Origin of the sequence: Trichocoleus sp. ST-U2 (assembly GCF_039961875.1) — a bacterium.
Classification (GTDB): domain Bacteria; phylum Cyanobacteriota; class Cyanobacteriia; order Cyanobacteriales; family FACHB-T130; genus FACHB-T130.
In genome coordinates this window covers 132322-158017 of record NZ_JAMPJY010000002.1, presented here as the reverse complement: position 1 = coordinate 158017, position 25696 = coordinate 132322, and the positions used below count along the sequence as shown (strand labels likewise).

General features: G+C 46.5%; 18 protein-coding genes. 3 read left to right on the top strand and 15 right to left on the bottom strand.

Going from position 1 to position 25696, the window contains the following annotated elements:
- Nucleotides 1-109 precede the first annotated feature (109 nt).
- Nucleotides 110-2416 (top strand): 1,4-alpha-glucan branching enzyme, encoded by a 2307-nt coding sequence (gene glgB, locus NC996_RS02010; protein WP_190685711.1) that lies wholly within the window; start codon nt 110-112, stop codon nt 2414-2416.
- A gap of 93 nt (nt 2417-2509) precedes the next feature.
- On the opposite strand, the gene NC996_RS02005 is transcribed toward glgB, so the two are convergent.
- The 13 genes from NC996_RS02005 to rpsF all read right to left on the bottom strand — a co-directional run bounded on the left by NC996_RS02005 (nt 2510) and on the right by rpsF (nt 21745).
- The gene (locus NC996_RS02005) at nt 2510-3046 is read right to left on the bottom strand and encodes a type II secretion system protein (protein WP_190685708.1); all 537 of its coding nucleotides are present in this window, start codon (nt 3044-3046) and stop codon (nt 2510-2512) included.
- Between the two features lie 107 nt (nt 3047-3153).
- On the bottom strand, nt 3154-3780 hold the full coding sequence (locus NC996_RS02000) for a prepilin-type N-terminal cleavage/methylation domain-containing protein (RefSeq protein WP_347277788.1): 627 nt from the start codon (nt 3778-3780) through the stop codon (nt 3154-3156).
- A gap of 97 nt (nt 3781-3877) precedes the next feature.
- A complete protein-coding gene (hpsC, locus tag NC996_RS01995; protein WP_190685702.1) occupies nt 3878-4972 on the bottom strand; it encodes a hormogonium polysaccharide secretion pseudopilin HpsC in 1095 nt (364 codons plus the stop codon).
- A gap of 38 nt (nt 4973-5010) precedes the next feature.
- Nucleotides 5011-5703, bottom strand: coding sequence for a hormogonium polysaccharide secretion pseudopilin HpsB (hpsB, locus tag NC996_RS01990; protein ID WP_190685699.1), 693 nt, complete (start codon nt 5701-5703; stop codon nt 5011-5013).
- A gap of 47 nt (nt 5704-5750) precedes the next feature.
- A complete protein-coding gene (hpsA, locus tag NC996_RS01985) occupies nt 5751-11285 on the bottom strand; it encodes a hormogonium polysaccharide biosynthesis protein HpsA (RefSeq protein WP_190685696.1) in 5535 nt (1844 codons plus the stop codon).
- Nucleotides 11286-11869: 584 nt separating this feature from the next.
- Nucleotides 11870-12106: a 50S ribosomal protein L28 gene (rpmB, locus tag NC996_RS01980; protein ID WP_190410643.1), complete on the bottom strand. Its 237-nt coding sequence runs from the start codon at nt 12104-12106 to the stop codon at nt 11870-11872.
- Between the two features lie 94 nt (nt 12107-12200).
- Nucleotides 12201-14213, bottom strand: coding sequence for a molecular chaperone HtpG (gene htpG / locus NC996_RS01975; RefSeq protein ID WP_190685693.1), 2013 nt, complete (start codon nt 14211-14213; stop codon nt 12201-12203).
- 195 nt (nt 14214-14408) lie between these two features.
- Nucleotides 14409-15047, bottom strand: a complete 639-nt coding sequence (locus tag NC996_RS01970; protein ID WP_190685689.1) for a methyltransferase domain-containing protein — start codon at nt 15045-15047, stop codon at nt 14409-14411.
- 48 nt (nt 15048-15095) lie between these two features.
- Entirely contained in the window at nt 15096-16265 is a 1170-nt protein-coding gene (locus tag NC996_RS01965; RefSeq protein ID WP_190685686.1) for a glycosyltransferase family 4 protein, read from the bottom strand.
- A 19-nt stretch (nt 16266-16284) separates the two neighbouring features.
- Nucleotides 16285-17343 carry a glycosyltransferase family 4 protein gene (locus NC996_RS01960; RefSeq protein ID WP_348259969.1) on the bottom strand — a complete coding sequence of 353 codons (1059 nt, stop codon included), beginning with the start codon at nt 17341-17343 and terminating at the stop codon, nt 16285-16287.
- Between the two features lie 110 nt (nt 17344-17453).
- Nucleotides 17454-18464, bottom strand: a complete 1011-nt coding sequence (gene hpsE / locus NC996_RS01955) for a hormogonium polysaccharide biosynthesis glycosyltransferase HpsE (protein WP_190685680.1) — start codon at nt 18462-18464, stop codon at nt 17454-17456.
- A gap of 97 nt (nt 18465-18561) precedes the next feature.
- Nucleotides 18562-21225, bottom strand: coding sequence for an ATP-dependent chaperone ClpB (clpB, locus tag NC996_RS01950; protein WP_190530305.1), 2664 nt, complete (start codon nt 21223-21225; stop codon nt 18562-18564).
- Nucleotides 21226-21412: 187 nt separating this feature from the next.
- Nucleotides 21413-21745 (bottom strand): 30S ribosomal protein S6, encoded by a 333-nt coding sequence (rpsF, locus tag NC996_RS01945; RefSeq protein ID WP_190410636.1) that lies wholly within the window; start codon nt 21743-21745, stop codon nt 21413-21415.
- A 237-nt stretch (nt 21746-21982) separates the two neighbouring features.
- Here rpsF and NC996_RS01940 point away from each other — a divergent pair, with 237 nt between their 5' ends.
- Nucleotides 21983-22774, top strand: a complete 792-nt coding sequence (locus NC996_RS01940) for a fumarylacetoacetate hydrolase family protein (protein ID WP_190685678.1) — start codon at nt 21983-21985, stop codon at nt 22772-22774.
- 25 nt (nt 22775-22799) lie between these two features.
- Here NC996_RS01940 and NC996_RS01935 read toward each other — a convergent pair whose 3' ends face one another.
- The gene (locus NC996_RS01935; RefSeq protein ID WP_190685675.1) at nt 22800-23273 is read right to left on the bottom strand and encodes a Tic20 family protein; all 474 of its coding nucleotides are present in this window, start codon (nt 23271-23273) and stop codon (nt 22800-22802) included.
- Nucleotides 23274-23510: 237 nt separating this feature from the next.
- Nucleotides 23511-23708 carry a hypothetical protein gene (locus NC996_RS01930; protein ID WP_190410633.1) on the bottom strand — a complete coding sequence of 66 codons (198 nt, stop codon included), beginning with the start codon at nt 23706-23708 and terminating at the stop codon, nt 23511-23513.
- 608 nt (nt 23709-24316) lie between these two features.
- Here NC996_RS01930 and glyA point away from each other — a divergent pair.
- Nucleotides 24317-25600, top strand: coding sequence for a serine hydroxymethyltransferase (glyA, locus tag NC996_RS01925; RefSeq protein WP_190675215.1), 1284 nt, complete (start codon nt 24317-24319; stop codon nt 25598-25600).
- The last annotated feature ends 96 nt before the right edge of the window (nt 25601-25696 follow it).

Here is a 25696-nt window from a genome sequence, read left to right as displayed (position 1 = left end):
CGCTACGCGATCGCCTTAAGCCAACGATACGGGCGATCGCAACACACGTGCGCGTCCAAAAAGCCCTATCGAGAACCCATTCATTCAAGACCTTTAGATAAATAGGTTTATGTCCATGACCATCGCCCCCGAACAGATTGAGCGGATTGTTTGGAATCAACATCAAGACCCATTTGAAATCCTGGGTGCCCATCCCATTGAGCAAAATGGCAAAACCGTCTGGGCAGTGCGAGCCTATCTACCCAATGCCAACGCCGCGTGGGTAGTTTGCCCCCAAGAACGGACAGAATATCCCATGCAAGCAGTGCATCACCCTCATTTTTTTGAATGCACTATTGAGATGCCAGAACTGGCAAACTATCAGCTGCGGATTCAAGAAGGGGAACACGAACGTGTTATCTATGACCCCTACGCCTTCCGTTCTCCCCACCTGACAGAATTTGACCTGCACCTGTTTGCAGAAGGGAATCATCATCGCATCTATGAGAAACTAGGTGCCCATGCGACGGAAATTGATGGGGTGACAGGAGTTTATTTTGCAGTTTGGGCACCCAATGCCCGCAACGCCTCTGTCTTGGGGGATTTTAACAACTGGGATGGTCGCAAACATCAAATGCGTAAAGGTCCCACCGGCATCTGGGAAATGTTCATTCCAGGTTTGGGTGTTGGGGAACACTATAAATATGAAATCAAAAACGCCGACGGTCACATTTACGAAAAATCCGATCCCTACGGCTTCCAGCATGAAGTGCGTCCTAAAACAGCATCGATTGTCACTGACTTAGATTCCTACCAATGGAATGACCAAGATTGGATGGAAAAGCGCCGCCACACCGACCCGCTCACCCATCCTATCTCTGTCTATGAAGTTCATCTAGGGTCTTGGCTGCACGCTTCCTCTGCTGAACCGCCACGGTTGTCCAATGGAGAGACAGAGCCAGTGGTAGTCGTCTCTGACTACAAACCAGGAGCGCGTTTCCTCACCTACCGGGAACTGGCAGAACGGTTAATTCCTTACGTTAAAGAGCTGGGATTTACTCATATTGAATTATTGCCAATTGCTGAGCATCCTTATGATGGCTCTTGGGGTTATCAGGTAACTGGGTATTATGCCTGTACTTCCCGTTATGGGACACCTGAGGACTTCATGTATTTTATTGACCAGTGCCACCAGAACGAAATTGGGGTGCTAGTGGACTGGGTTCCGGGTCACTTCCCCAAAGATGGTCACGGTCTCGCCTTCTTCGATGGCACCCACCTTTACGAACACGCCGACCCCCGCAAAGGCGAACACAAAGAGTGGGGCACTCTAGTATTTAACTACAACCGCAATGAAGTGCGGAACTTCCTGGTTGCCAACGCCCTGTTCTGGTTTGACAAGTACCACATTGATGGAATTCGTGTGGATGCTGTGGCGTCGATGCTTTACTTAGACTATTGCCGTGAGCCTGGGGAATGGTTGCCTAACCAGTACGGCGGCAGAGAAAACATTGAAGCAGCTGATTTTCTGCGTCAGGCGAACCATACGATTTTCAGCTATTACCCTGGCACTCTGTCGATAGCAGAAGAGTCAACTTCTTGGCCTATGGTGTCTTGGCCTACCTACGTAGGGGGACTGGGCTTTAATTTGAAGTGGAACATGGGCTGGATGCACGACATGCTGGACTATTTCCACATGGACCCTTGGTTCCGCCAGTTCCACCAGAACAATATTACTTTCAGTATGTGGTACAACCACAGCGAGAACTTCATGCTGGCGCTATCTCACGATGAGATAGTCCACGGCAAGAGTAATATCATTGGCAAGATGCCGGGGGATGAGTGGCAGAAGTTCGCGAATGCTCGCTGCTTATTCGCCTTTATGTTCACTCACCCTGGTAAGAAGACTCTGTTTATGAGCATGGAGTTTGGGCAGTGGAGTGAGTGGAATGTCTGGGGTGACTTGGAGTGGCATTTGTTGCAGCATGAGTCGCATCAAAAACTGAAGCGGTTTATGAGTGAACTCAACCATGTCTACCGCAGCGAATCGGCTCTTTTTACTCAGGATTTTGCTCAAGAAGGCTTTGAGTGGATTGATTGCAGCGACAACCGTCATAGCGTGGTCGCGTTTATCCGCAGGGCGAAAGATTCGGAGGAGTTTATTATCACAGTGTGCAATTTTACTCCTCAGCCGCATAGTCACTACCGTGTAGGTGTCCCCGAACCCGGATTCTATACCGAACTGTTTAACAGCGATGCCCGTGAGTACGGGGGAAGTAACATGGGCAATTTAGGCGGTAAGTGGACAGATGAGTGGTCGTTCCACACTCGTCCTTATTCGCTAGACTTGTGTTTGCCGCCACTAGGAGTGCTGGTTTTGAAGCTTGACCGGCAGAAGACAGCAGCCGCGATGCAGTCTTGGTTGTCTCAGGGATAGTCGGGTTTCTTGTTCCCAGACAACCGTTCTGGGAACAAGAATCTCGATGCGATCGCATTCCCTATTACCAAGCGATAATAGCGATCGCATAGATTACACTTTGCAACTTTTATCTTGCGCTGTTCGCATCGCTCCCAGAAGGGTGGAAACAAATACACACCGTTTGACTTCCCCACCATTGTTAATGTTCAGCGTTAGCCTTGCCAAATATAAATTCTCTTGCAAATTCATAATCACGCAACCTCTGTAGTCAAAACGGACTCGGCGCGGACTACCTGATGACTGTGAAGCTAAGGTGGTATTAGGAGCGTCTATTTGAATATTTTGCTCAAAATTCTGCCATTGTCCGGGGCTGGGGTTTATACCGGCGCGGTGAACTGCCCACTGAACGACTTGATTTTGTTCTTGAAAGCTGGCTTCCCAAGCAACCTTGTCCCGCTTAGCGTTGCTTTGGGCTTCTCGCATCGCGCGGTAAACTTGGTCTTGGGCTGTTCTGAGGCGTTGAGCATTTAGAAATCCTAACCAGCTAGGGGCAGCGATCGCGCTCAAAATCCCTATTATTAAAATTACGACTAAACTCTCTATCAGCGTGAATCCACCGCTGGAGCAATTAGATAACTTTTTACGCATTAGCTAGATATTAAAAAAACACACCCAATTTCTCAAGTTTCCTTGTTGGATGTGTCTTTTGAGTTCCGTATCTTTACCGATTTTTGTAATAGTCTAATTTTTAATACTTAGGGGATGCATTGATTATCTTGCCCTGTTTGAATAGAACCTAAAAGAGTTCTGACAATAACGCAACGCTTCGTGCCGCTGAATCCAGATTGGGTTAATGCTACAGAGACAATTAAACCTTTATTGTTGGGTCCCAAGTTGGGTGAGTTGTATTCACTTGACAGATTCCCTTGATAATCAAAGGTAATTGGTTGCGTCTGATTACCAGTAAGAGGGGTGAGGGAAGAACCAGCCGTGTTTACACCTGTAAGGTTGGTACCCACCAAAACTGTTCCTTTTGGCATTTCCTGGTTCTCGCCCAATTTCTTCCAACTAGAAGCAGGTAGGAGAATTCCCTTGGAGTCTTTAGCAAGGTAAACAGCAACCTGGGGAACACCATCAGCGTCGGTTTTAAAGCTAATGCTATAGCTTTGTTTTGTTCTCTTAGCTTCTCTCTGGGCTTCTCGGAGGGTGTTTAAGGCTGCATCGTTAACAGCGTTCATCCGTTGCTTATTTGTAAAAGCCAGCCAGCCAGGAGCTGCGATCGCGCTTAACACCCCAATAATTATAATTACTACCAGCAGCTCGATCATGGTAAATCCCTTCTCAGAGGCAGTTGGAGTTTTTGAAGCGTTTCGGTAGAAGATTCGCCTCGATTGGTGCTGTAAGTTTTTTGTAAAAGCTAGACTATCCATGTTTATTCTCCCAATTCTCCCACTGGTTAAACTGACTCTTTGCAGCGTGTTATTTAGTGTCCAGAAAACTTCGTCCTTGCACCTGAATACTCGCGCTGGGAAAATATACGGAATCTTTACTCCAAGTAGCACCATCCCTAATTCGAGCCAAAGCGTTCCCTCTGATAAAAATCTGAGCCGAATTTGTGGATGAATCTACACAAGCATAGAAGCTTCCAGTTTTAAGTTCCGATGGAGTAGTACTTTCCTCTGGAACCGGCTTAATATTTACTGTTGTTGTGGTCCCATCAGGGTTATTAATAACTTTTGTTCTGCAAGGATTGGCTGGCTTCAAAAATGTCGTCTTATCAGGATCGGTATATTTACTTTGGTCTATGTAATCAACTAATGGTACAATTTGATTGCTATATCCTTCACTGGGATGTTTTCTCCACCACTTCATTTTATTCGTTAAGTCGCCAGAGAAAGTCAGATTAAAAGGCAAGAATCCTGCATCAGGCCAACCATTTTTCCCTGGATTTGAAGCTGAGCCAAGATATTTGACTTGTTGCGTACCATTTTGAGTTAAAGTATTTGCCACTCCATCATAGTTATACACTGGTTCTGTTCTAACAGTCCCGCTATTACTGCGGATGCCATCTTGGATTTGAAATCTGCCAATACGGGCGCTTTCAGACCAAGTGGGGTCAGTGTCTTTAATCAGGTAGTAACTAACAAGTGAGTAGACAAAAGCATCGTCACAGGTATCAGGGTTAGTACAATTGTTCGTCGTTACCGGCACGATTTTCTTCTTAAGTTCCCGCTTCCAGAACACTAAAACTGGAACTTTATCTGTTGTTGCAGGAAGAGGTAGTTGACTTTTGATTGCAGCCATACCATCGGCATCGTAGATATAAACTGCCTGTTGCAAGTCTTGAGCGATGTAGTCAAGTGCCGCTCGGATTTCTTGCTCGGAGTTTGACTTCGCTTGTTCTCTGCGGTCTGTGTCCAGAATGTTGATCATAAACCCTAGCAAAGGTCCAATGACGAGGGTGGCTAGAATCATTGCTACTAGAACTTCAATCAGCGTAAAGCCACTCGTTTTTTGAGCCTGACCAAAGCGTTGCTTTTGACTGGTCAGAAATAATCTCAGTATGCTTTTCATACCCTTATTCCCATTGCAACTAATTGAGCCATCGTAATTTATTGACCGCCGCAACCTAGGCGAACGCACAAATCTTGCAATTTGGGTTGACTGGGAGCCATCTCAGTCGTCATTTCCACAATTGGAGCTTTGCGACCCCCCGTCCCCCCTGTAAAAGTAGATTGGGTCACTTTTGTTTGGGTGTCACTTTTGAGCAACGACTGAGCATCGCTAAAGGCATCCGATCTATACACCCGTAGACCTAGGCTGTATCCGGTTTGCTTGGGGTCTGGGTTGGCATTCGCCGCAGTTGGGGTATAGCTGCGAACTGCCTGAATGACCATATCATAAGTGCTGGTATGTTTACAGAAGCCATCTCCATCTCCATCAATGCAGTACAGTTTTGGTGACAGAGCAGAGTCGTAACCAGCTTTCATGTCCAAAGTGCCTGAACTGGTGGGAGTAGGAAATTTAGCAACTTCAGTGATGAACTTTTTGCTTGGACTTGTTTCAACTTTGTTGCTGGGAGGCTCAATCGCCCCAGATTTTACCCCATCAATGTAGCTTTTTACGGCTTGGACTCCAATTTCCACTCGCTTTGCTTGAACCCTAGTGGCAGTTGAGAGGACTAGCACTGGTGCTAGCCCCACCATCAAGATAGTCACCACGATAATAGCCAGTAAAGATTCAATAAGCGTGAAACCGGCTTCACTAGATTGAGTGGAGAGTGGATGCTGTTGGTGTGCGATCATGGCTGGTTCTTAACTAGGAGTTTTGCGAAATTTCGTAGCTGTTTTGCCTAGGGCTGGCAATAACTACTACCGAGGAGGGGAGGACTACCTGGTGACTTAGCACACATTAAGTTTTTCACCCACGGGTCATCCCGACCGACTTCCCGGAAGAACTCGTCAGGAAGAGTCTCAGGTTTTTCGGTAAATCGTGTAGAGAATGTGTCAGGCTGCTGGGATAGTATTCCCACATCAAAACCCCAGCGGCGATCGGGTGGCATATAGTAGGGGTTTCGACCCTGTCCATTATTAAGCCCATCGCTAGAGTTGTTAATGCTATACGCCTGTGGATAGCCAAAAATAGTTTGCGCTGGGGTAATCAAAGTGTTGGGAATGGGAAGGAACGGGGCTGTGGCATAGGTACTGGTCTTGAACTGGATAAATGAACCGCTGATTCGAGACGGAATGTCTTTCCAGTTTTCTAAGACTCCTGCAAATCCCATCAATCCGCCATTAGTTTCGCTTAGTCCATTTGCCGTTACACGATTGGGAGTTAATCCTCCAGCCATTAACAGATTAAATGTGGTGTCTTTGGCTTTTTGCATCCAGAGGGTTTGGTCAGCCGCTGTGTCTGCATCAGTCGTTGGGTTGCCAGTCGTTTTAGTGGTTAGACGAGTCTGCAACACTGGCACCAACAGCGGCTCATCAGGGGAAGTCATCGCTTGAATGGCACCTGCCGCAATAGTGGGATTACCAAATCCTAGCAAACGACCTCTCGATATTGTGGTAGTTGCACTGATGGTAGGATTCGCTGTAGCTTTTCCAAAGAAATTACCTGCTAACACGTTAGTACCAGCGAAAGTCAGGTTATCGTCTGAGACCCAGAAAATATTATTAGGGTCTACTCCATTCAGGTTCAGCTTTACCCCATTAAACGCAATCGATTTACCTAATGGAGCTTGGAAGACAAAGACGGTGTCGCGATCTCCGTTAAGCGTAAGTGAACCCACACCCGTAGTAAGGGGGCTAGTCGGGTCGAGCTTGTAAATGTAGAATTTATCGGGTCTTACAGTTCCGGGCAGGGGCAGCTGTAGAGGGAGTGCTGATGGCAACAGAGACGGCGGTGGCGTCTGTGTCAGAGCTAAAAGGCCAGTTCTGGCAGCCTCAATATTAGCGCTAACCGGACACGGACCAGCTGTTAGAGGAGTAGTAACTGCTAAAAGCTTTGAAGTACCTGCCGTTGCACAAACTGCATAGTCAGCCGGATCATCGTCTCCATTAGGATCGATACCATTCAAGGCTGTTGCTATGGTACCTAGTGCTGGTGCTTTAGAAATGTCTGGCAAGAACAGTTTGTTTCCACCCCTTTCTGGAGGCAGATAGTACAGTCGCTGGTTGGTGCCATAAGTGATGTTGTTAGCTCCACCAAGACAACCTGGAATTACTGGACTGCCTCCATCACAATAAGGTGCAGAGCCTAGAGTTGCATTAGTTGTCCTAAACCAGAGGGAATTTGTTACTGCTGATATTGAGCCTAGTGGCGTCGCAGCATTGTATGGAATCTCCGTAACCGCTCCAGCCGCATTTATAGGGAATCCTAACGGGATAGGAGTAGCGGGGTTGGAAGCGACTTGCGTCATTTTGAGCGTTTTATCTGGATTCCGTGCGAAGGCAACGCGGCGGGCATAGCGTTGATACTCTGGGTTGTTGTCAGCAGCAATTGAGTCGAAGGCGGCTTGAGCGATTGTACCTGCACCTAGACGAGCTTTATCGAAAGGTAGAGCAGAAGCCGCCACAGCATTGGTTAGCTTACCTACCTTAATATTTCTTTCTATGTCTTCGGGGTCTCCTACGGTACCGTTCTCATTTGCGTCAAAAGCAACTGGATCATCTAAGTCTGTGTCTGCATTAACCCGATAACCAACCACCCAATCCTTCGCCTGACATTCCGAAACCGGCAGTTTCGGACACATTTCCATCAAATACTCAAAGGACTGAGCTGAACTCACCCGACGTTGGATGGGCGTCACGAAGTTGTTGAAGTAAGAACTAGGACGGTAGTTTGCATCAGTAGCGTTGCTGCCCGCGTAGACAGAATCGATGAAATTACGACTCGTGACGAAGTTGTTATTCAAGAAGCCGTTTCTCTTCCGCTTATCTGCGGCTTCCTGGTTATTTCTCAGGTCATAATCTCCCTCATTCCGGAAACCTAACTTGAAATTCTCAGAAAGTAGGGTTACAGAATCTGCCAGAACAGTTGCTTGTCGCCATAAGTCGCCAGGATTGCACTGAGGAAGCCGTGGATCGTCTTTGCGGCAGGCAAAGTTTTTATCCAAATTTTTGCGACCGTAAAAATCACCAGCTACCCAGTCTATGCCTGCTAATTTTTCATCAAACTCTTCTAACAGATTGCCACTTGAGGTTTGATGCAAGTTGAAGCCACTATTGTTACCATCTTTATTTGCTTGCACATACGCTGGTAAATTACTAGCTAATATCAGACCTTTTTCTGCTCCCTCTGGCGACACCAATTTGTAAGAGTTGCTGTCATCTTTACGAGAAAGTCTACTGCCGTTGACTAGCAGAATCCCATTAGAACGGCGGGTTGGGTCGAGCTTAAAATCTACCGTACTTAATCGCTTCTGCGTTGCCTTCTTTTGTTCTTTTTGTGCTGGTGTGTCGCCAGCCAATGTGATTAGAGGGTCGCTCAAATCCAGTAAAGCGTCATCACGAGTAGCGTAGATAATTCCGCTGTCTGGAAGCAAATACTCTGGTTTAGGGCCAGTTGCTGAAGTAGCGGCACTTGTTTTCCGCAGCTTATTTAGATCCAAGGCGGTAACGCGAACTTCTTGGGGCTGACGTTCCTCTAGGCTGAGGTCGTACACCGGGTTAATGTTTTGTGCCGCGTCTGTTATCGGATAGGTCTGATGAAGTGTCTTAACCTGCCTTGCATCCAAGAAAGTAGTTTCGTAGATCGCACCATGAGGAATAGCAGCAGGATTAATGCCGCTCAAGGGGTTGCCTAAAATGGTGAAGGCACAAATTGCTGTATCAATTGCAGCATTATCAGCCAGAGTGCGATCGGTAGCCCCTTTCAAGAGAGCCGTTCTCAAAGCTTCATTGGCAAACCGCCCATTGGGAAATACCAACCTTGCCTGTCTTTGCATCCAGGGCTGTATATTTCTTCCGGGGAAGCTGTAAACGACGCCATTGTTGGACTTGCCCACACCATCAGCAGGCTGCGAACCAGAAGGTAAGCCATTCGCTAACTGATCGATAATGCCGTCACCATTGGTATCAAGACCACCACTTACATCAGGTAGCCCGACTGGATTTCTAGCGGTGTTTGCATCCGTAGGATCGTAATAGCTACTGACACAAGCGATGGGGTTCTGATCTTTTCCAGCACTGCTGCCGTATTGATAAACTGCTGTTGCCCTCATCAGCAGGTCGCCTTTCCGAGCCTCTCCAGCACCGCCGGTCATCGGCATGGTGTCAGGCCACACCAAAATAGGATCTTGATTACTAAATTTTAGATCCGCTACTTTGATAGGCTGTGTACCACTTCCCCCTACGCTGGTATCGACAAATCTTGTGTCCCAGGTTGGATTAGGTAAAAACGATTCTTTACTTGGTACTGGCGGTGCGCCTCCAATGTTGCGTCGGGAAAAGTTGGGAAGGCCTTTCGTCTGAGGAAGACCATACTCATCATCATCAATATAAATTCCTGCCCCGGTGACGACGCGCAAACCTCCTTTGCCCTCTAGCGGATCTTTGGGTGCAGTTGACGCTATTTCCTCCCAGTAACCATTTCTATCTGTGTCTCCCAGGTCAGAAAGTGCTTTGACACGGCTTTGACGGTTACGGGTCGAGGCATTTTTTGGGGCATCCCACACAGTCCCCTGAATATCTTGTGTGGCATCCTGTCCAACAAACTTGTTTTTCTTAGTATCGAACCACAGAGCTGGCAAGTTATTGCCGATCAACACGCGATCGCCCAGTAAACTTTCCTTACCCGACTGTTTTTGTGTTTCTGGTTGCGTTGCTGGTGGCAGTAGTTTTGTTCCTTGCTTGTTCAGCGTTAGCTTGGCATAGCTCGCGCTGTTGATCCCATCATTAGGATTAGTAGGAAACACCCACGCTTCCGGTGGTCGCAGCGTTTCATTGCTACCTTCAAGGGCTGCTCCTGCCAATGCCGCAGCCTTGTCACCAAACTTAACTTCTTCAAAAGGAACTTGACGAGTGCGATCTTTGAAGTATACCTCTAGTGCTTTTTGGCGCTTCTCCGCTCGCTCTTGAGGGTTTGTAGTGTTTTTATATTTCTCATTTACCTCCAGAGGATCGCTAGACTCAGCTTTCTTGCTTTGTTCTGTTACTAAATAGTTAATTCGCTGTTCATACGCTTGGGTGTTATAGGAGAGCAGCCACGCATTCTGGGTAACAGATTGGTTGCCAGTATTCAACGATTTATTCTGGTCGGGTGCTTTTCCTGGCTGATACAAATGAACCTTGACGGGGTCGAGTGTATTCGTTGGATTGGTATCTAGTGCGCCAATACCCACATTCCCCCCAACAATCATCTTGCCGTTTTCTTCCTGATAGAAGCAAGAATTTGGACTGCTGACTTGATAGAATTCAACAACTTCTTTTTTCTTACCAGTCAGGAAGTTGCCATTTGTTTTGACACGTCCATTTAACTTAAAAGCAGGACCGGGTGCTATCTCCAAATCGCCGTCAAATACCACCGCGTTATTGCTGAGAGGAATTCGCGGCACATCTTGCTGATACTCTAAAGCCGAAAAGCCTTTGTTGGGTTTGTTGGGATCTTTGGGAACGGTTACTGCGTAAACAAAAAAGCTTCTTTTGAGGTTAGCACCTACTCTATACCAACCCTTGCTTCCTGTTAAGCTAGCGGCAGTCAGCGCTCCACAGGGTCCCGCAGTTGAAGAGCCGCTCTCCATCGGCGGAGTTCTAGCTTCTAAGGCATTTCTAGGCGTGGGCTTTTTGGTTACTGGGTCAATGCCAGGAGTACGGAAGAATATGCCATACACTGTATAGCTGTCATTTTCGCCATTGTTATCTGTATCAACCTCAAAACTCCATGCGTTGTATTTCGGTTTTGTGCCGGTTGGATCTGTTGGATCTGGTACAGAAAGACGGGTTTCGTCACCAAATGTATATTTATCTTTAGCCTTATCTGTAGCGTTTTTATAAAAAGCGCCCTCCAGAACTTCATCATTCGGAGTTGGGCTTGTCAAGTCCGGATTGGATTCAATATTTACTAACGCTTCTATTTTGGCTTTGGCACGGTTAAGTGCTGGCTCGGCCGCTCGCAGTACTGCCTGATCCACCCTGACATTATTGGCGTTTTTCGACCGATCGAAGGCTCGGAACATTATTGCTGTCGTCAGCAATATGACGACTAGGATTACCATTGTCACCGTTGGCAAAATAAATCCAGACTTGGCAAGCTTTGAGCCTCGACCGATCACCATTAAGCTCCGCAAGAGCCAATTCATGAGCGTTTTGGTAATTGTTCTGGCTAGCTGCATCATTTGTCGGAAAAAATTCTGGATAGCTTTAACTAGCTTGTTGCGGGATGACATGGCTACTTTCCTGTCAAAGGTGAGAGATTAGTGGAATGAAGAGTTTAAAACTTAAAAAATTAAGAACTAGCGTTGAAAGGGTTGAGAAAAGGCTGATTGCCTGAAATTTCGCCTTTTATGAGGTGGAGGGAAGCTTCATCAAAAATTTATAGTTCGACATTTCTCCTCTGTCTTAACAACCCAATTTCTAGTGGGCAACCGGGAAACTACGCACTCAGATGTTTAACGGCTTGTTAAATTTTCCAGTACCTTTCCGGAGTAGAGATGTCCGTTCCGTATTTTGGAATAAAAGCTAGATATGCGCTTCCCTCAAGGGATAGATTTAAGAATCTCTATAAACCATCTTTGCAAACATAGCGTTTAGCTTCAACACAACTTAACAAAAAACCGGGGTAGATTCACTGTAGTTAAGATACCCAGATGTTGTGCAAAACCTATCACCTCTAGTAAAAAAATAAAGAAACTGCCCAACACGCACCATGAAGTGGGGTATCAGGCAGCACATAAATAACAAAGTGTAGAGACATCGCAAGCAACGTCTCTACTAGAAGCCATAAGCACTCAGGGATTCTCTAGAGGCTGTACTAATAGTGATTCAGGTTAATTCCCGCTTCTTTAGCCATCGTTTGCAGACCCTTTAGCTCTAGAGTCTTGATTGCCTTCGTAGAAAGCCTTAGCTTCACCCAGCGATTCCCTTGAGGCCACCAAACCCGCTTCCATTGCAGATTTGCTTCCTGTAGCTTTTTGGTACGCCGGTGAGAGTGAGAAACTGCATAGGCATTATTCGCCTTTTTTCCGGTCAGCTGACATTTGCGCGACATAGTCGAATCTCCAGATTTTCGGTCGTTATTTAGATATAGCTTTTAGATTGTACCCAAGCTATTGCTTAGGTGGGCAGTGCCCACCCATACTCGCCTAGCGTGCTGTCAGACGAGTTAGCACTTGATTCGACCGTTCCACAAAGGATTTCATCCCTTCAGCGTCAAATCCTTTCTGAGCCATTAATGCCAAATCATAGATATGCTGGCACATTAGATTAGCTAAATCGCCGGTGGGCGATTGACCCTTACCTTGGATAATACTGCCTTGGCTTAACTGAACTAGATTTTGGATCAGCGGGTGCGCGGTATTGACCACTAAAATGTGTTCTTCAGGAAATTCAACGCTTTGCTGCTGCATTAATGCGTTCATCTCCCGCAGACGCCGCAGAACTTCTGGCAAGAGTACCATTGCTGGTGGGGTTCCTTGAGGATCATCTGACTTGAGCGCCTCGGTGCGGATGTTCAGTTTGGGCTTGTTGAGGGCTTTCTGAAATAACTCTTTGATCTGTTCTGAGCGAGTTTTGTTAGTTTTGGGGTCAACAATTTCTCCTGCTTTATCCTGGTCAAGCAGGGTTTGGTCGAGGTCAGAGTCTACGCGGGAGAACTTAACATTCGGATGTTCATGCTCTAGGAAGCTGATGAAGTGAGAGTCTATGAAGGAGTCCATAAACAGGACTTCTAGACCTTGGTTTTTGTGTAGTCCTACGTAGGTCGCCTGAGAGACTTCATCGGTGCAGTAAAAAACTCGATTTTCGTGGCGGTCTTTATTCCGTTCCAGGTACTCTTTGAGGGTGGTGTAGTTAGTGGTGAGGGCTTCGGACTGAGGGCTGAGAGGTGAAGAAGCTGAGGTTTGACTTGGGGTCACTTCTTGCCAGACATCGCCCTCCTGGGATTGCACTTCAACGGCTGGAATATCGGATTGAGCAGTTTCTGGAGCCGCAGGTGTAGGGTTCGCAGTGGTGCGATAAATCAGGATGTCTTCGACTTGCTTTTTGAATTTGTCGTCGTTGAGGGAGCCGAATTTGACGAAAGTGCCTACGTCTTGCCAGCAGCGGATGTACTCGTCGCGATTTTCGCGGTAAAGTTCTTTCAAGCGATCGCCTACTTTCTTGGCAATGTAATCGGCAATTCTCCGAACTGTCCGGTCGTTGGTTAAGGAACTGCGGGAGACATTCAAGGGGATGTCAGTGCTATCAATGACGCCTCGCAGCGGCAGCAGGAACTTGGGAATAACTTCTTCGCAATGGTCGCTGACAAATACTTGATTGCAGAACAGCTTAATTTGCCCTTTGGTGGTGTCTACATCCGGCTTGAGCTTCGGGAAGTAAAGAATCCCGTTCAGGATGAAGGGATAGTCGGTGTTAAGATGCACCCACAGCAGCGGTTCTTCTTGGAAAGGGTAGAGGTAGCGGTAGAATTCTAGATAATCTTCTTTGGTCAGATTTTGGGGCGATTCCTTCCAAGGTGCCTTTTGGCGGTTGATTGTCTCTCCCTCCAGTTGGATAGCTACTGGCATGAAGTCGCAGTAAGTTTTTACCAACTGCCGAATCCGCATTGGTTCCAGGTATTCCACTTCCTCATCCTGAAGTGTGAGAGTGATAGTAGTGCCGCGTTCAGTTTTTGGTGAGTCTTCTAACTGAAATACGGGTGAACCATCACAAGACCAGTGGACGGCAGAAGCTCCTTGCTGGTAAGAGAGGGTATCAATCTCGACTTTTTGGGCCACCATGAAGGAGGAGTAGAAGCCAAGACCGAAGTGACCAATAATCTGTTGCTCTGCGTTGGCTTTGTACTTTTGGATAAATTCTTCGGCGCTAGAGAAGGCAACTTGGTTGATGTATTTCTTGACCTCCTCTGCCGTCATGCCGATACCGTTATCGGAGATGGAGAGGGTTTTTTTGTCTTTGTCAATTGCGATTTTGATTTCTGGTTCGCCCAGTTCGCCGGTGAATTCGCCTGCGAAGGAAACCATCTTGAGTTTCTGGATGGCATCTACAGCGTTTGAAACCAGTTCCCGCAAGAAGATCTCGTGGTCTGTGTAGAGAGATTTCTTGATAATCGGGAAAATATTCTCGGTATGTATCGTGATTGTGCCTTGTTCCAGCATAGTTAGGGATCTCTAATTCGCTTGCTTCGAGTATCTTAAATATTGATTGTGAGCGATCGCTGTGAGTTCTGAGTAGAGGGAAGAGCTGCCTAACCCTATGGGATTACCACCCACAGGAGATGCGGATTTCCCTACTTTCTAGTTTAGTAAGGGAAATTGTATCTGGACGCGATCGCTCAATCTCCGCCTAGAATGCTAATTATTTGTGTTTTTTTCTAGTACGAAAAAGTAGTGATAGGGGTTTAAAGGATCGATAAATTCTCTCTTAATAGTAAGACCCGCTTTTTCAATTGAGTTGACCAGACGCTTTTTCGGATAGCCTTTGAGTCCCATCTCCCAGCAGTGTTCATCAGTCAAAGGCTTTTGACTCCAAAAAAGCGGAATCCGAACAAAAAAATACTTGGGTTTTAATGACAAAGAAAATTTAAATTGAATTGACAAAAATCTACTTCTATAAGGAACCGAAATTACTAAAAATTTTTTTGTTGCATCTGCCAGCTTTTTGAGGGCTTTTTCTGCATCATCGTAAGGAATATGCTCTAATACTTGAAAAATAGCGATCGCATCAAACTTCTCTTTTGGTAATGAAAAATCACTTGCTAGATCCAAAATCAAGTCTGGCTTTAGGTTTGCATCAATATCAGCTGTTGTGACATTATATCCACCTCGCTTGAGCATTTCCGTGAAAAGGGAATTAAAGATTCCGATTTCAAGAATGCTGTTGACTTGCCGTCCCAACCCTCTAATGAGACGTGCCTGGTTGTAGTAGCTGATGAGCCGATTTTTTGATAAGTATTCATCGCTGGGGATTGTGGACGTATTAATGCTTGTCATAGAAACTTCCCACTTAGTAAATATAATTTTGACCAAATTATCTCTAATTTAGGATGTTAACTGTATAAATAGTTGTTTTGCTCTTTTACTTGCAACATCCCAATTTGCCCGAAATTGATAATCATTAAATGAAGAAATAGCTAACTCTTTATATTTACTATAATTTCTCATAATATTTTCAATATAATTACAGTAATTAGAGATAGGAGCATCTAGGGAAAAAGTCCTTCCATTTACGTTATCTTTGACACTTGTGGGAATACCACCGATATTTGTAGCTAAACAAGGAACTCCAAAGGAATTGGCTTCGCAAAAAACAATTCCATAGCATTCTGCGCGTGAAGGTAAGATTAAAAAATGTGTGTCGGATAACAACTCATCTATTCGATTTTTCCCTGCTTGGGTGGATTTATTAAGAAACCCTAATGACTTCACAAAGCTAGGTAAGGGTTCACCAGTAATAGGCTGACATCCTACCACTGTCAATTCTGCCTCCAGACCCATTCTGTTAAGCTGTTTAGTTACTTCAAGCGCTACATCCCCACCTTTCCTGTACCAGTCAACGCCCAAAAACAATAATTTGCAGGGATTTGGCATTCTTGAGTCCACTAAGGTACGGATATTATCAATATTTCTGTTGCACTCTATATTAGGTCCTCGGGGAACCACTTTTACTTTAGAGGAGGCAATTCCATAGATATCAATAGCTGTTTGAGCAGCCCATTCGGATGCAAGAATTACTAATTCGCATTTATTCAATGCAGCTTGCTCCATTAAATATATATTTTCTTTAGTTTCCTGGCATAAATTGCTCAAATAAGGATAAAAATCAATCAACCCCGCCAGTGTTGAGTCTGTCCAAAGAACAAGCGGCTGCTTACATTCCAGATAAGCAATCGGCACTGCATTTTCAGGACAAAGCACTATATCTGAGTTAAATTTAGATAGTTTTTTAGATATCTGATATGCATAATTTTTAAGCACTAATGGCTCTGCCCAGCGGTAGTAATCTTTATTAAAAAAGTTTCGATATAAACCCCACTTAGCCCTAGTAATTATTGAGGTTTTTTTATTTAAAGGTCCAAGGTATTCCAGGCTAATAGATTGACTTTTTAAAGCCTTTGCTATATTAGCCCCAGCACCACAAAGCCCTAATTGAGACCTAGGCCAGGTCAAGCTATTAGAGACATCATAAGTTGTAACATAAGCGATTTTCATGAGGAGTAATTAGGCTTAATTAAATTAAATCCATAAGCAGCCTTTGTGCTGTCTGAGCAGTTGCTGACCAGTTTAACCGAGTTTGATACTCATTAAATGAAGATAAAGCTAATTTTTTATAAGCTCCATAATTATTAAATAGATCAGAAATATAGGCACAATATTCTTGAATATTGCAGTTTCTTGAAAAAAGTTTTCCATTTACATTATCCTTGATTACTGTTGGTATGCCGCCTACCTTGGTAGATACACAAGGAACTCCATAGGAGTTTGCCTCACAAAAGACATTACCATAGGCTTCTGCTTGTGAAGGCACAATTAACAGATGAGATTCAGCTATCAACTTACTAATTTTAATTAATCCCGCTGCTGTTGATTTACTAATAAAACCAAGATTAACAACAAAATCAGGAGGAGAACTATCCTTAAAAGGCTGGCATCCAACTATTGTTAATTCAACATTCAATCCGCTTTTATTCAATTCGCTAGCTACTTCTAAAGCTATCTTTCCACCTTTTCTAAACCAATCCACGCCTAAAAAGAGGAGCTTGCATTTATCCGAGGTTCGAGCTTCAATAATCTCCTTAATATCGTCTAACGTTCTATCACACTCAACATTGGCTCCTGACGGAATCACTTTGACTTTAGAAGAGTCAACTTGATAAGTATCAATTACAGTTTGAGCTGCCCAGTCGGAGGAGAATATAGCTAGACTGCACTTATCCAACGTTAACTTATCCATAGCCGTTAATTGCTGGATAGTTTCTCTACAAAGATTAGTGTAGTTAGTATAAAAATTTATTAAACCTGCATAAGGAGCGTCTGTCCATACAACAAGCGGTTGCTTACATTCAAGATATGAAATCAAATTCATATCTGGACCTAAGATAATTTCTGAATCTTTTGATAGTTTTTGGGCAATTTGTACTGCATAGCCTTGATTAACAACAGGTTCGGCCCAAGGGTAATATATTTTTTTAGATATATGCTTATGCCAGCGGTTCTTCGCCTTAGATAATAATTTTAAAGAGGGGGAGTACATCTCCTCAAGAGGACCAATATACTCTATCGATCCCAATTGCCTTTCCAGAGCTTTCGCTTTGTAGTAATTAGTCCCACAGTGCCCAATTAAGTTGCGAGGCCAAGTACGGCTATTAAAAATGTCATAGTGAGTAGCGTATGCTATCTTCATTGACTTTGTTCAAAATTTGCGTTTACGTTAATGAAACCTTTGACTGGCATTTTTTTATATTTTACTAAAAAAGGGCTATAAAGTTGCCCTAATTGGGACTGAAATTCACAAGCTTGCACAATATTATTGGGTAGAGAATTTTTATTTTTTAGGTAGTAAATTAATACCTTTAAGCTATTGCGTAATGTAAAAAATGGTATCAAAAAAGGTAGGAAGGGACGCTGCCATCGATAAAACCGAGTGACTCGCGTGAGATGATTGGAAAGGCCATATCCATGAGCCAGTCTGAGTAGATAGGCTTGTTCTAATCGATATGGGGGAATATGATGCCAAATCTCCATTTTGGGATTGTGCCAAACTTCCCACTTACTATTTTGAATATAGAACATTATTTCGGCATCTTCTCCGGCAGCCATTGTTTTCTCGTCTCTGCCAGGTATTAGGAGTTTTTCTGGAGGAGGAACGGCGTCTTGCCATGCCTGCTTCCGGATGACTGAACCGGGTGCAGCAGGAATTCGGCGCGGTTTATCGGAACGCTTGTAGTGAAAAGGCGTTGCACCTCGGTTATAGATAGTAAGATACCCTTTTATTTGCTCAAAGTAGGGGGGTGGTAGTTCATCGAGTTTGGCATGAATAATGCCACCATAGGCTCCCACTTGAGGGCGATCGCAACCAAAGCGATAAGCTTCGGCTATCCAGTTGTCTGCTGGTAGATTATCGTCATCCAAAAATCCAATCAAGTCGCTGCTTCTAGCTTCCTGCACGGCTCGATATCGAGCATAGGTAGCGCCTTGTTTGGCTTCAAAAACATATCTTAACTGGCTATCTTGACGCCAATTGGTTGCATAGCGAGCAACGACAGCAGCAGTATCGTCATTGCTGTTGTTGTCAACAACTAGCACTTCCCATTCAATATCCTCTGTACCAACTTGATGAAGCAGTTGATCTAGAACTTCGGGCAGACGTTCTGCACCGTTATATGTGCAAATGGCTACAGTAAAGTCCACGGATATGTTCTTGGCGTTGTCGCATCAATTTTGGATGTTGTATTGCTTTCAGACTAACAGTAGAGACGTTTAGAGGCAACGTCTCTACTGATGATTGTTAAATGATTTGAGCTTCAAGGAGGCTGAGGGACTGTTTTTTGCTGAAAGTCAGCGTATTGTCCACACAATCAACCAAGATGGTGTCGCCACTCACGAAGGTATTTTCTAGCAGCGCTGTGGCAAGGGTATTTTGCAATTCACGCTGAATGGCGCGTTTGAGAGGACGGGCACCATAGATCGGATCGTAGCCAACTTCCGCCAAGTGGTCTTGGGCAGATGCCGAGAGTTCGATGGTGATTTTTTGATCGGCAAGCAGCTTCTCAATCTGTTTGATTTGAATACTAACAATCTGGCGCAGTTCCGAGCGTTCCAGCCGGTGGAAGAGAATAATGTCGTCCACGCGGTTGAGGAATTCGGGGCGGAAATGCGATCGCAAAGCATCCGTTACTTTCTTCTGCATCAATTCGTACTGGTCCTCGTTCCCCCCCAGATCGAGAATATGCTCGCTGCCGATGTTGCTTGTCATCACAATCACCGTATTCCGGAAATCTACCGTCCTGCCTTGGGAATCGGTAATTCTTCCATCATCCAGCACTTGCAGCAAGATGTTGAACACATCGCGGTGGGCTTTTTCCACTTCATCCAGCAGCACGACCGAGTAGGGGCGACGGCGAATTGCCTCAGACAGTTGACCGCCTTCCTCGTAACCGACGTACCCTGGAGGGGCACCTACGAGGCGCGAGACGGCGTGTTTTTCCATGTACTCGGACATATCAATCCGTACCAGGGCGTCCTCGCTGTCAAACAGGAACTGAGCTAAGGCACGGGCTAGCTCGGTTTTGCCCACGCCTGTTGGCCCCATGAACAGGAAAGAACCGATCGGGCGACTAGGATCTTTCATCCCTGCGCGGGTGCGACGGATAGCAGCAGAAACGGCGGCAACGGCTTCTTGCTGACCGATGACCCGTTCGTGGAGATGAGATTCAAGCTGGAGTAGCTTTTGCCGTTCCGACTCTAGCAGGCGGTTGACTGGGATACCCGTCCATTTAGCAACAATTTCGGCGATATCGTCTTCGCGTACCTCTTCCCGCAGCAAGGCAGCACCGCGAGATTGCAGTTCCAACAGTTGGGCTTCTTTGGCTTCCCGGTCGCGTCCTAAAACCTCCAACCGTCCATACTTCAGCTGAGCAGCTTTGTTAAGGTCGTAGGCGCGTTCTGCCTGCTCTATTTGCACCCGGAGTTTATCTTCTTCCTCCTTCACTGCGTTAATGTCTTCTAAGAGCTGTTTTTCTGATTGCCACTGGGAACTGAGTTGAACTTGTTTTTCGCTCAGGGAGGCAATCTCTTGTTCAATACGCTCTAAACGCTCTTGAGAGGATCGAAAGGCACCCACAACGGTTGTTAAACCCGTCCGTTGACCTTCTCCTTGCAGGGAGAGCTTTTCCATCTCTAGCTGCATCACCCGTCGGTCAATTGCCTCTAGTTCTACCGGCTTGGACGTAATCTCCATTTTCAACTTGGCAGCAGCTTCATCGACCAAGTCAATTGCTTTATCTGGCAAAAACCGCTCGGTGATGTAGCGATCGCTCAAGCTGGCGGCGGCAACTAAGGCAGAATCGGTAATCTTCACGCCGTGGTGGACTTCGTAACGTTCTTTCAGCCCCCGCAGAATCGAAACCGTGTCTTCTACGCTGGGCTGATTAACATAGACTTGTTGAAACCGGCGTTCGAGTGCCGCATCTTTTTCAATGTGCTTGCGGTACTCGTCTAGGGTCGTCGCCCCAATGCAACGCAGTTCTCCCCGCGCCAGCATCGGTTTGAGCAAGTTACTCGCATCCATTGCCCCTTGAGTGGCACCAGCACCAACCACCGTGTGCATCTCATCAATAAAGAGGACAATCTGACCGACTGAATCGATGACTTCTTTTAGCACCGATCTGAGGCGGTCTTCAAATTCTCCCCGATATTTGGCTCCCGCAATCAGACTCCCCATATCCAGGGCAATTAGGCGGCGGTTCTTCAAAGATTCAGGTACATCGCCGTTGATGATGCGCTGGGCTAACCCTTCTGCGATCGCTGTCTTACCTACTCCTGGTTCCCCAATCAAAACGGGGTTGTTCTTACTCCGGCGAGATAGCACCTGCACCACGCGGCGAATTTCCTCATCTCGCCCAATTACGGGGTCTAACTTACCGGATTTGGCTGTTTCTGTCAGGTCGCGCCCGTACTTTTCCAAGGCTTCATAGCGAGCCTCTGGATTTTGGTCTTTTACTTTCTGCGTACCCCGAACCTCTTTGATCGTTGCTTCTAGCTTTTGCCGATCGAAGTTGAAGCTTTTGAGCAACCGGCGTCCGATGCGGTCATCTTCGACGAAGCCGACTAATAGATGTTCTACCGAGATGAATTCGTCCTGCAAGGTAGTTCGTGAGGCTTCAGCTCGGTCTAACATGACATCTAAGCCCCTCCCCAGGTACAACTGGTCAACGACAGCGACTTTGGGCTGGCGTTGGGTGAAGGCTTCGAGTTGCGACTTTAACGCCTGGATGTCCACATTGACTCGACTCAAAATCCGATTTGTCAGCCCTTCTTCTTCTTCCAGAAGCGCGATCGTTAAATGCTCTACCTCTAGCTGCTGATTTTTGAATCGACGCGCCACATCTTGAGATTTGATGATGGCTTCCCAGGCTTTCTCAGTAAACTTGGCAGGGTCAGTAGGCTGCATTTTATAAAACGAATCTCAGTCGAATACCGTGTCTCACACGTCAGTATAACAATCTGGAGTCAATGGCTCATTGCTAGATTGCGAATAAAAAAAAATTCCCTCCCTGGTGTGAGGGAAGGAATGGAGGGTGGGACGAAAGTCCACCTTGCGACTCAACAAGGGCGGAGAGACTCCACCCCAATCGCACTTAACTGACTGCTTCTGCCTCAACTGGCTCTGGCTTCGGTTCGCGCACTTCCTGCTTGATGGTGAGGTAGCGGATGACTTCTTCCGACAGACGCATTGCCCGTTCCATCGGCGCTATCTGGCTGCCATTGCATTGGTAATTCATCTGGACATAAATGCCTTCCCGATGCTTGCCGATATCTTGAGCTAGACGCCGCCGACCCCGATGCTGGATTTCGATGTCGTGTGCCCCATTGTCGCTCAAAATACCTTGATACTTGGCGATCGCCAAGTTTACTTGTTCCTCGGTCAAATCGGGACGGAGGATGTACATAGTTTCGTAAACGATCTGCATTGCTGTTAATCTCCTTATGGACAAGACGGCTTCTTCTAGCACTGGGACTAGGAAGTTTGGGATTGGGAATGGAAGTCGCACCTTGAAAATCTCAACTCGCTAGCCTATAGCGTCTAAAGATGAAGAAGCAAGGAATTAAAATCTTACTACCAGTCCATCAATTGTACAAAGTTACCAGGGTAAATTCACCTCAACGTCCAGACCACACATCAGCATAATCAAATAGCAGTCAACATTATGGCGCAGCGCTACGTCCGAGTCCGAACCGCAAAAGGACAGACTTACTACGGTTTATTGCAACTAAGCCGAGGCGTTCAGGTGCTTGATGCGCCTCCCTGGTTACACGGGCAACCTACGGATTTGCAGTTAGAACCCGATACTTATCAAATTCTGGCTCCTTGTGCCCCGTCTAAAATTATCGCGGTGGGCAAAAATTATGCCAGCCACGCCGCTGAAATGGGGACGGATGTGCCAAAAGAACCGTTACTATTTCTCAAGCCGCCAACGTCTGTAACCGCAGCGGGGACAGAAATTCACTACCCCCCGCAGTCGCAGCGAGTGGACTACGAGGGCGAATTAGCTTTAATCATTGGCGATCGCGTTTATTGCTGTACGCCAGAAGAGGCACAAACTAAAATTTGGGGTTACACCATTGCCAATGATGTTACCGCCCGCGATTTACAAAAGCAGGATCTTCAATGGACGCGGGCAAAAGGATTTGATACTTTTTGTCCTTTGGGGCCGTGGATCGTCCGTGAGTTGAGTCCGGCTGCCCGCTTGCAAACTTTTCTGAACGACGACTCCCAGCCGGTGCAGTCAGCACTCATTAATCAGATGGTGTTTGCGCCCGATTTTCTAGTGTCTTACATCTCTCAGGTGATGACACTGTTGCCGGGAGACGTGGTGTTGACTGGAACGCCTCAAGGGATTGGTCCGATGCAGGTGGGCGATCGCGTTCGCATCGAAATTGAAGGCATCGGTCACATGGAAAACACGATTGTGTCACGTCCCACACCAGCCGCGCCCTAACGAAGATTCTGCCTGCGGCAAGAAACTAGGGAACTTGGCTGTAAACTGCCTCTGAAATCCCAGGAATTTCTGCGTAACGTCCTATCACAGACTGAACAACTGAATAGGCGCAGGCAGCAAGCGTTCCTAGAAAAACAACATTAAACAGCGTTTGTCCTACCAAGCCAGTTCCTAGCGCTGGAGTCAAAATTTGCAATGCCATAGTACACAAAAATAGAGCAATGCCTATTAGGAGTGCCTGCATGGTGTTAAAACGAATGAAATGGCTAATCTTTTCGTTTCTAACTACGCCTAAGAACAAGACAAAGAAAATGATTAAACTGGCAAACGGTATACTGTAAATTGCTAGCAACGGTTGTAGCGGCAATAAAATCAGTGCTAAGACAGGAAACTGTCTAAACAGATACGCCCCAAAGGGAAGCACAGAAAGCAAAGGGAGTAAATAAGGAAGGCAAGCGAAAACCCGGTCTTTCGCTGTTGCTGAACCACGCCAAGTCATCGTGCGTTCTCCTGAAATAATATATTTATCGCCAGTTATTACTAAGTTCAGGATAACGCAGATGCGATGTCAACCAGGACACCCCTAGGTCAGACGTGCCTCATCAAAGACAAGGAGCCTGTAGCGTAGGCGCACTCTTGTTTGTCAGAGAAAGTAGCGATCGCCATTAAGCCCCAAATCGCAGATAGCACCTCAGCAGGCTTTAAACTTCAGAAAATAAACTTGAGCAAAACGAGATTACTCAATATTGGCAATCCGGAAGCCCATAAGACACTCGTATTGATCGGGTTGATTTTCGGTAAGCTTGTGAATCGCTTGAGCGCAGCGGAGCTGCCCCTGACGCCAGCGGGGTTGACCACTTTGATCGGCAAGTAAACAGGTCTGACAAACTTGTTTGGGGGAGAGTATCTGCTCATCCGTAAGAATGACTAACATTTAATACCTCCACGAGAGCTTTAATTCGCCCGCATCCATTCTAGGTCAGGTTTTCGGCGAAATATGGTAAATTAACATACAGCTTAATGTCCTCTCCTAAAAGTAGGCGTGAGGATGGTTACTAAAGCGACGCTTTGTGCGTGTGGGAAGAGAGGAGGGCAGAAAATAAATTTGGCACCTAACTTTGGGAGCTGAACAGTATGGGCGTCTAATCCCTCTAAAGTCTTGCAGTTTGCGATCGCATCGGTTGCCAAGTGGGTAAGGTTAAGATCATGGGCAACTTTTTCTAAACCCCAATTTATCCGGGGTTGGCGATCAAATGTCAAGCAAATTTTTCCAGAGCCTCTAGCCCCTTATGAATGGGCGAGAGAAATACAGCAAAATTGCATACTGCGCCAGGTTAGCTAGTTTGGATGAAAGGTTGCCAAAAATTGTTCGCTTCAAGTGTTAACAGAAAAGTTGGGTAGAGACACGACTCCAACAGCGTTAAGATTGAAGACTCCCGAAAATACTGACCTGGGCTAGTAGCGCGGACATGGCGTTGACCGAAAGCGCACCCGAATCAAAGTTTGAAAGGAAGACTGACACTATTTCTAGGGGTTCACTTTGTGAGTAAAACAAACTTAGACTTTCTAGCCGAAACCGATCCTACCGTTGCCAGCTTTGTCCACGAAGAACTCCAGCGCCAACGCGCCCACTTGGAGCTAATTGCCAGTGAAAACTTTACCTCCGCAGCAGTGCTGGCAGCACAAGGCTCGGTATTAACAAATAAGTATGCCGAAGGTTTGCCGGGGAAACGCTATTACGGCGGCTGTGACTTTATCGACAAAATTGAGCAATTGGCGATTGACCGCGCCAAACAGCTATTCGGAGCAGCTCACGCGAATGTGCAACCGCATTCGGGGGCGCAGGCGAATTTTGCCGTTTTCTTGACCCTGTTGCAGCCAGGAGACACGATTATGGGGATGGATTTGTCTCACGGGGGGCATTTAACCCACGGTTCGCCGGTCAATGTGTCGGGGAAGTGGTTTAAGGTTTGCCACTATGGAGTCAGTCAGGAAACCGAGCAGCTAGACTACGATCAGATCCGGGATTTGGCGCTACAACACCGTCCTAAGTTAATCATTTGCGGCTATTCAGCTTATCCGCGCATCATTGACTTTGAGAAATTCCGCGCGATCGCTGATGAAGTCGGAGCTTATCTATTAGCCGATATCGCCCATATTGCGGGTTTAGTTGCCACAGGTCATCACCCCAATCCTCTACCCCACTGCCACGTCGTCACCACCACCACCCACAAGACCCTGCGCGGTCCTAGAGGCGGCTTAATTATGACCAGCGACCCAGAACTCGGCAAGCAACTAGATAAAGCCGTGTTCCCCGGTACTCAAGGGGGTCCCTTAGAACACGTCATTGCCGCTAAGGCGGTGGCATTTGGGGAAGCACTGCAACCCGCGTTTAAAACTTATTCGGCGCAAGTAATTGAAAATGCTCGTGCGTTGGCAACTCAGTTGCAAAAACGCGGCTTCAAGATTGTTTCTGACGGGACTGACAATCACTTGATGCTAGTAGACTTGCGCTCTATCAGCATGACTGGCAAGCGAGCAGATCAGCTAGTGAGCGGAGTGAACATTACCGCCAATAAAAATACCGTACCCTTCGATCCAGAGTCGCCGTTTGTAACCAGTGGCTTGCGGCTGGGTTCGCCAGCAATGACGACGCGCGGGATGTCTACTGGTGAATTTACAGAAATCGGGGATATTATTGCCGAACGGCTCCTGAATCCAGAAGAGGAAGCAGTGGCGGCGGAATGTCGGCGGCGAGTGGCAGCATTATGCGATCGCTTCCCCCTGTACCCCCACCTGACAATTCCCGTACCAGCCTTGGCATAAAAATCGTAGGGGCATAGTCAGGGCGGCTATGCCCCTACTCCCCATTCCCCCGCTTAATTCCCCATCCCCCTCTGCCTCTTCCCGTCTGAAATGTAG

What these genes read in the sequence shown, in the direction of transcription:
- glgB (WP_190685711.1), top strand. Translation starts at nt 110, where the DNA reads ATGTCCATGACCATCGCCCCCGAACAGATTGAGCGGATTGTTTGGAAT.
- NC996_RS02005 (WP_190685708.1), bottom strand. Translation starts at nt 3,046, where the DNA reads ATGCGTAAAAAGTTATCTAATTGCTCCAGCGGTGGATTCACGCTGATA.
- hpsC (WP_190685702.1), bottom strand. Translation starts at nt 4,972, where the DNA reads ATGAAAAGCATACTGAGATTATTTCTGACCAGTCAAAAGCAACGCTTT.
- hpsB (WP_190685699.1), bottom strand. Translation starts at nt 5,703, where the DNA reads ATGATCGCACACCAACAGCATCCACTCTCCACTCAATCTAGTGAAGCC.
- hpsA (WP_190685696.1), bottom strand. Translation starts at nt 11,285, where the DNA reads ATGTCATCCCGCAACAAGCTAGTTAAAGCTATCCAGAATTTTTTCCGA.
- rpmB (WP_190410643.1), bottom strand. Translation starts at nt 12,106, where the DNA reads ATGTCGCGCAAATGTCAGCTGACCGGAAAAAAGGCGAATAATGCCTAT.
- htpG (WP_190685693.1), bottom strand. Translation starts at nt 14,213, where the DNA reads ATGCTGGAACAAGGCACAATCACGATACATACCGAGAATATTTTCCCG.
- NC996_RS01970 (WP_190685689.1), bottom strand. Translation starts at nt 15,047, where the DNA reads ATGACAAGCATTAATACGTCCACAATCCCCAGCGATGAATACTTATCA.
- NC996_RS01965 (WP_190685686.1), bottom strand. Translation starts at nt 16,265, where the DNA reads ATGAAAATCGCTTATGTTACAACTTATGATGTCTCTAATAGCTTGACC.
- clpB (WP_190530305.1), bottom strand. Translation starts at nt 21,225, where the DNA reads ATGCAGCCTACTGACCCTGCCAAGTTTACTGAGAAAGCCTGGGAAGCC.
- rpsF (WP_190410636.1), bottom strand. Translation starts at nt 21,745, where the DNA reads ATGCAGATCGTTTACGAAACTATGTACATCCTCCGTCCCGATTTGACC.
- NC996_RS01940 (WP_190685678.1), top strand. Translation starts at nt 21,983, where the DNA reads ATGGCGCAGCGCTACGTCCGAGTCCGAACCGCAAAAGGACAGACTTAC.
- NC996_RS01935 (WP_190685675.1), bottom strand. Translation starts at nt 23,273, where the DNA reads ATGACTTGGCGTGGTTCAGCAACAGCGAAAGACCGGGTTTTCGCTTGC.
- NC996_RS01930 (WP_190410633.1), bottom strand. Translation starts at nt 23,708, where the DNA reads ATGTTAGTCATTCTTACGGATGAGCAGATACTCTCCCCCAAACAAGTT.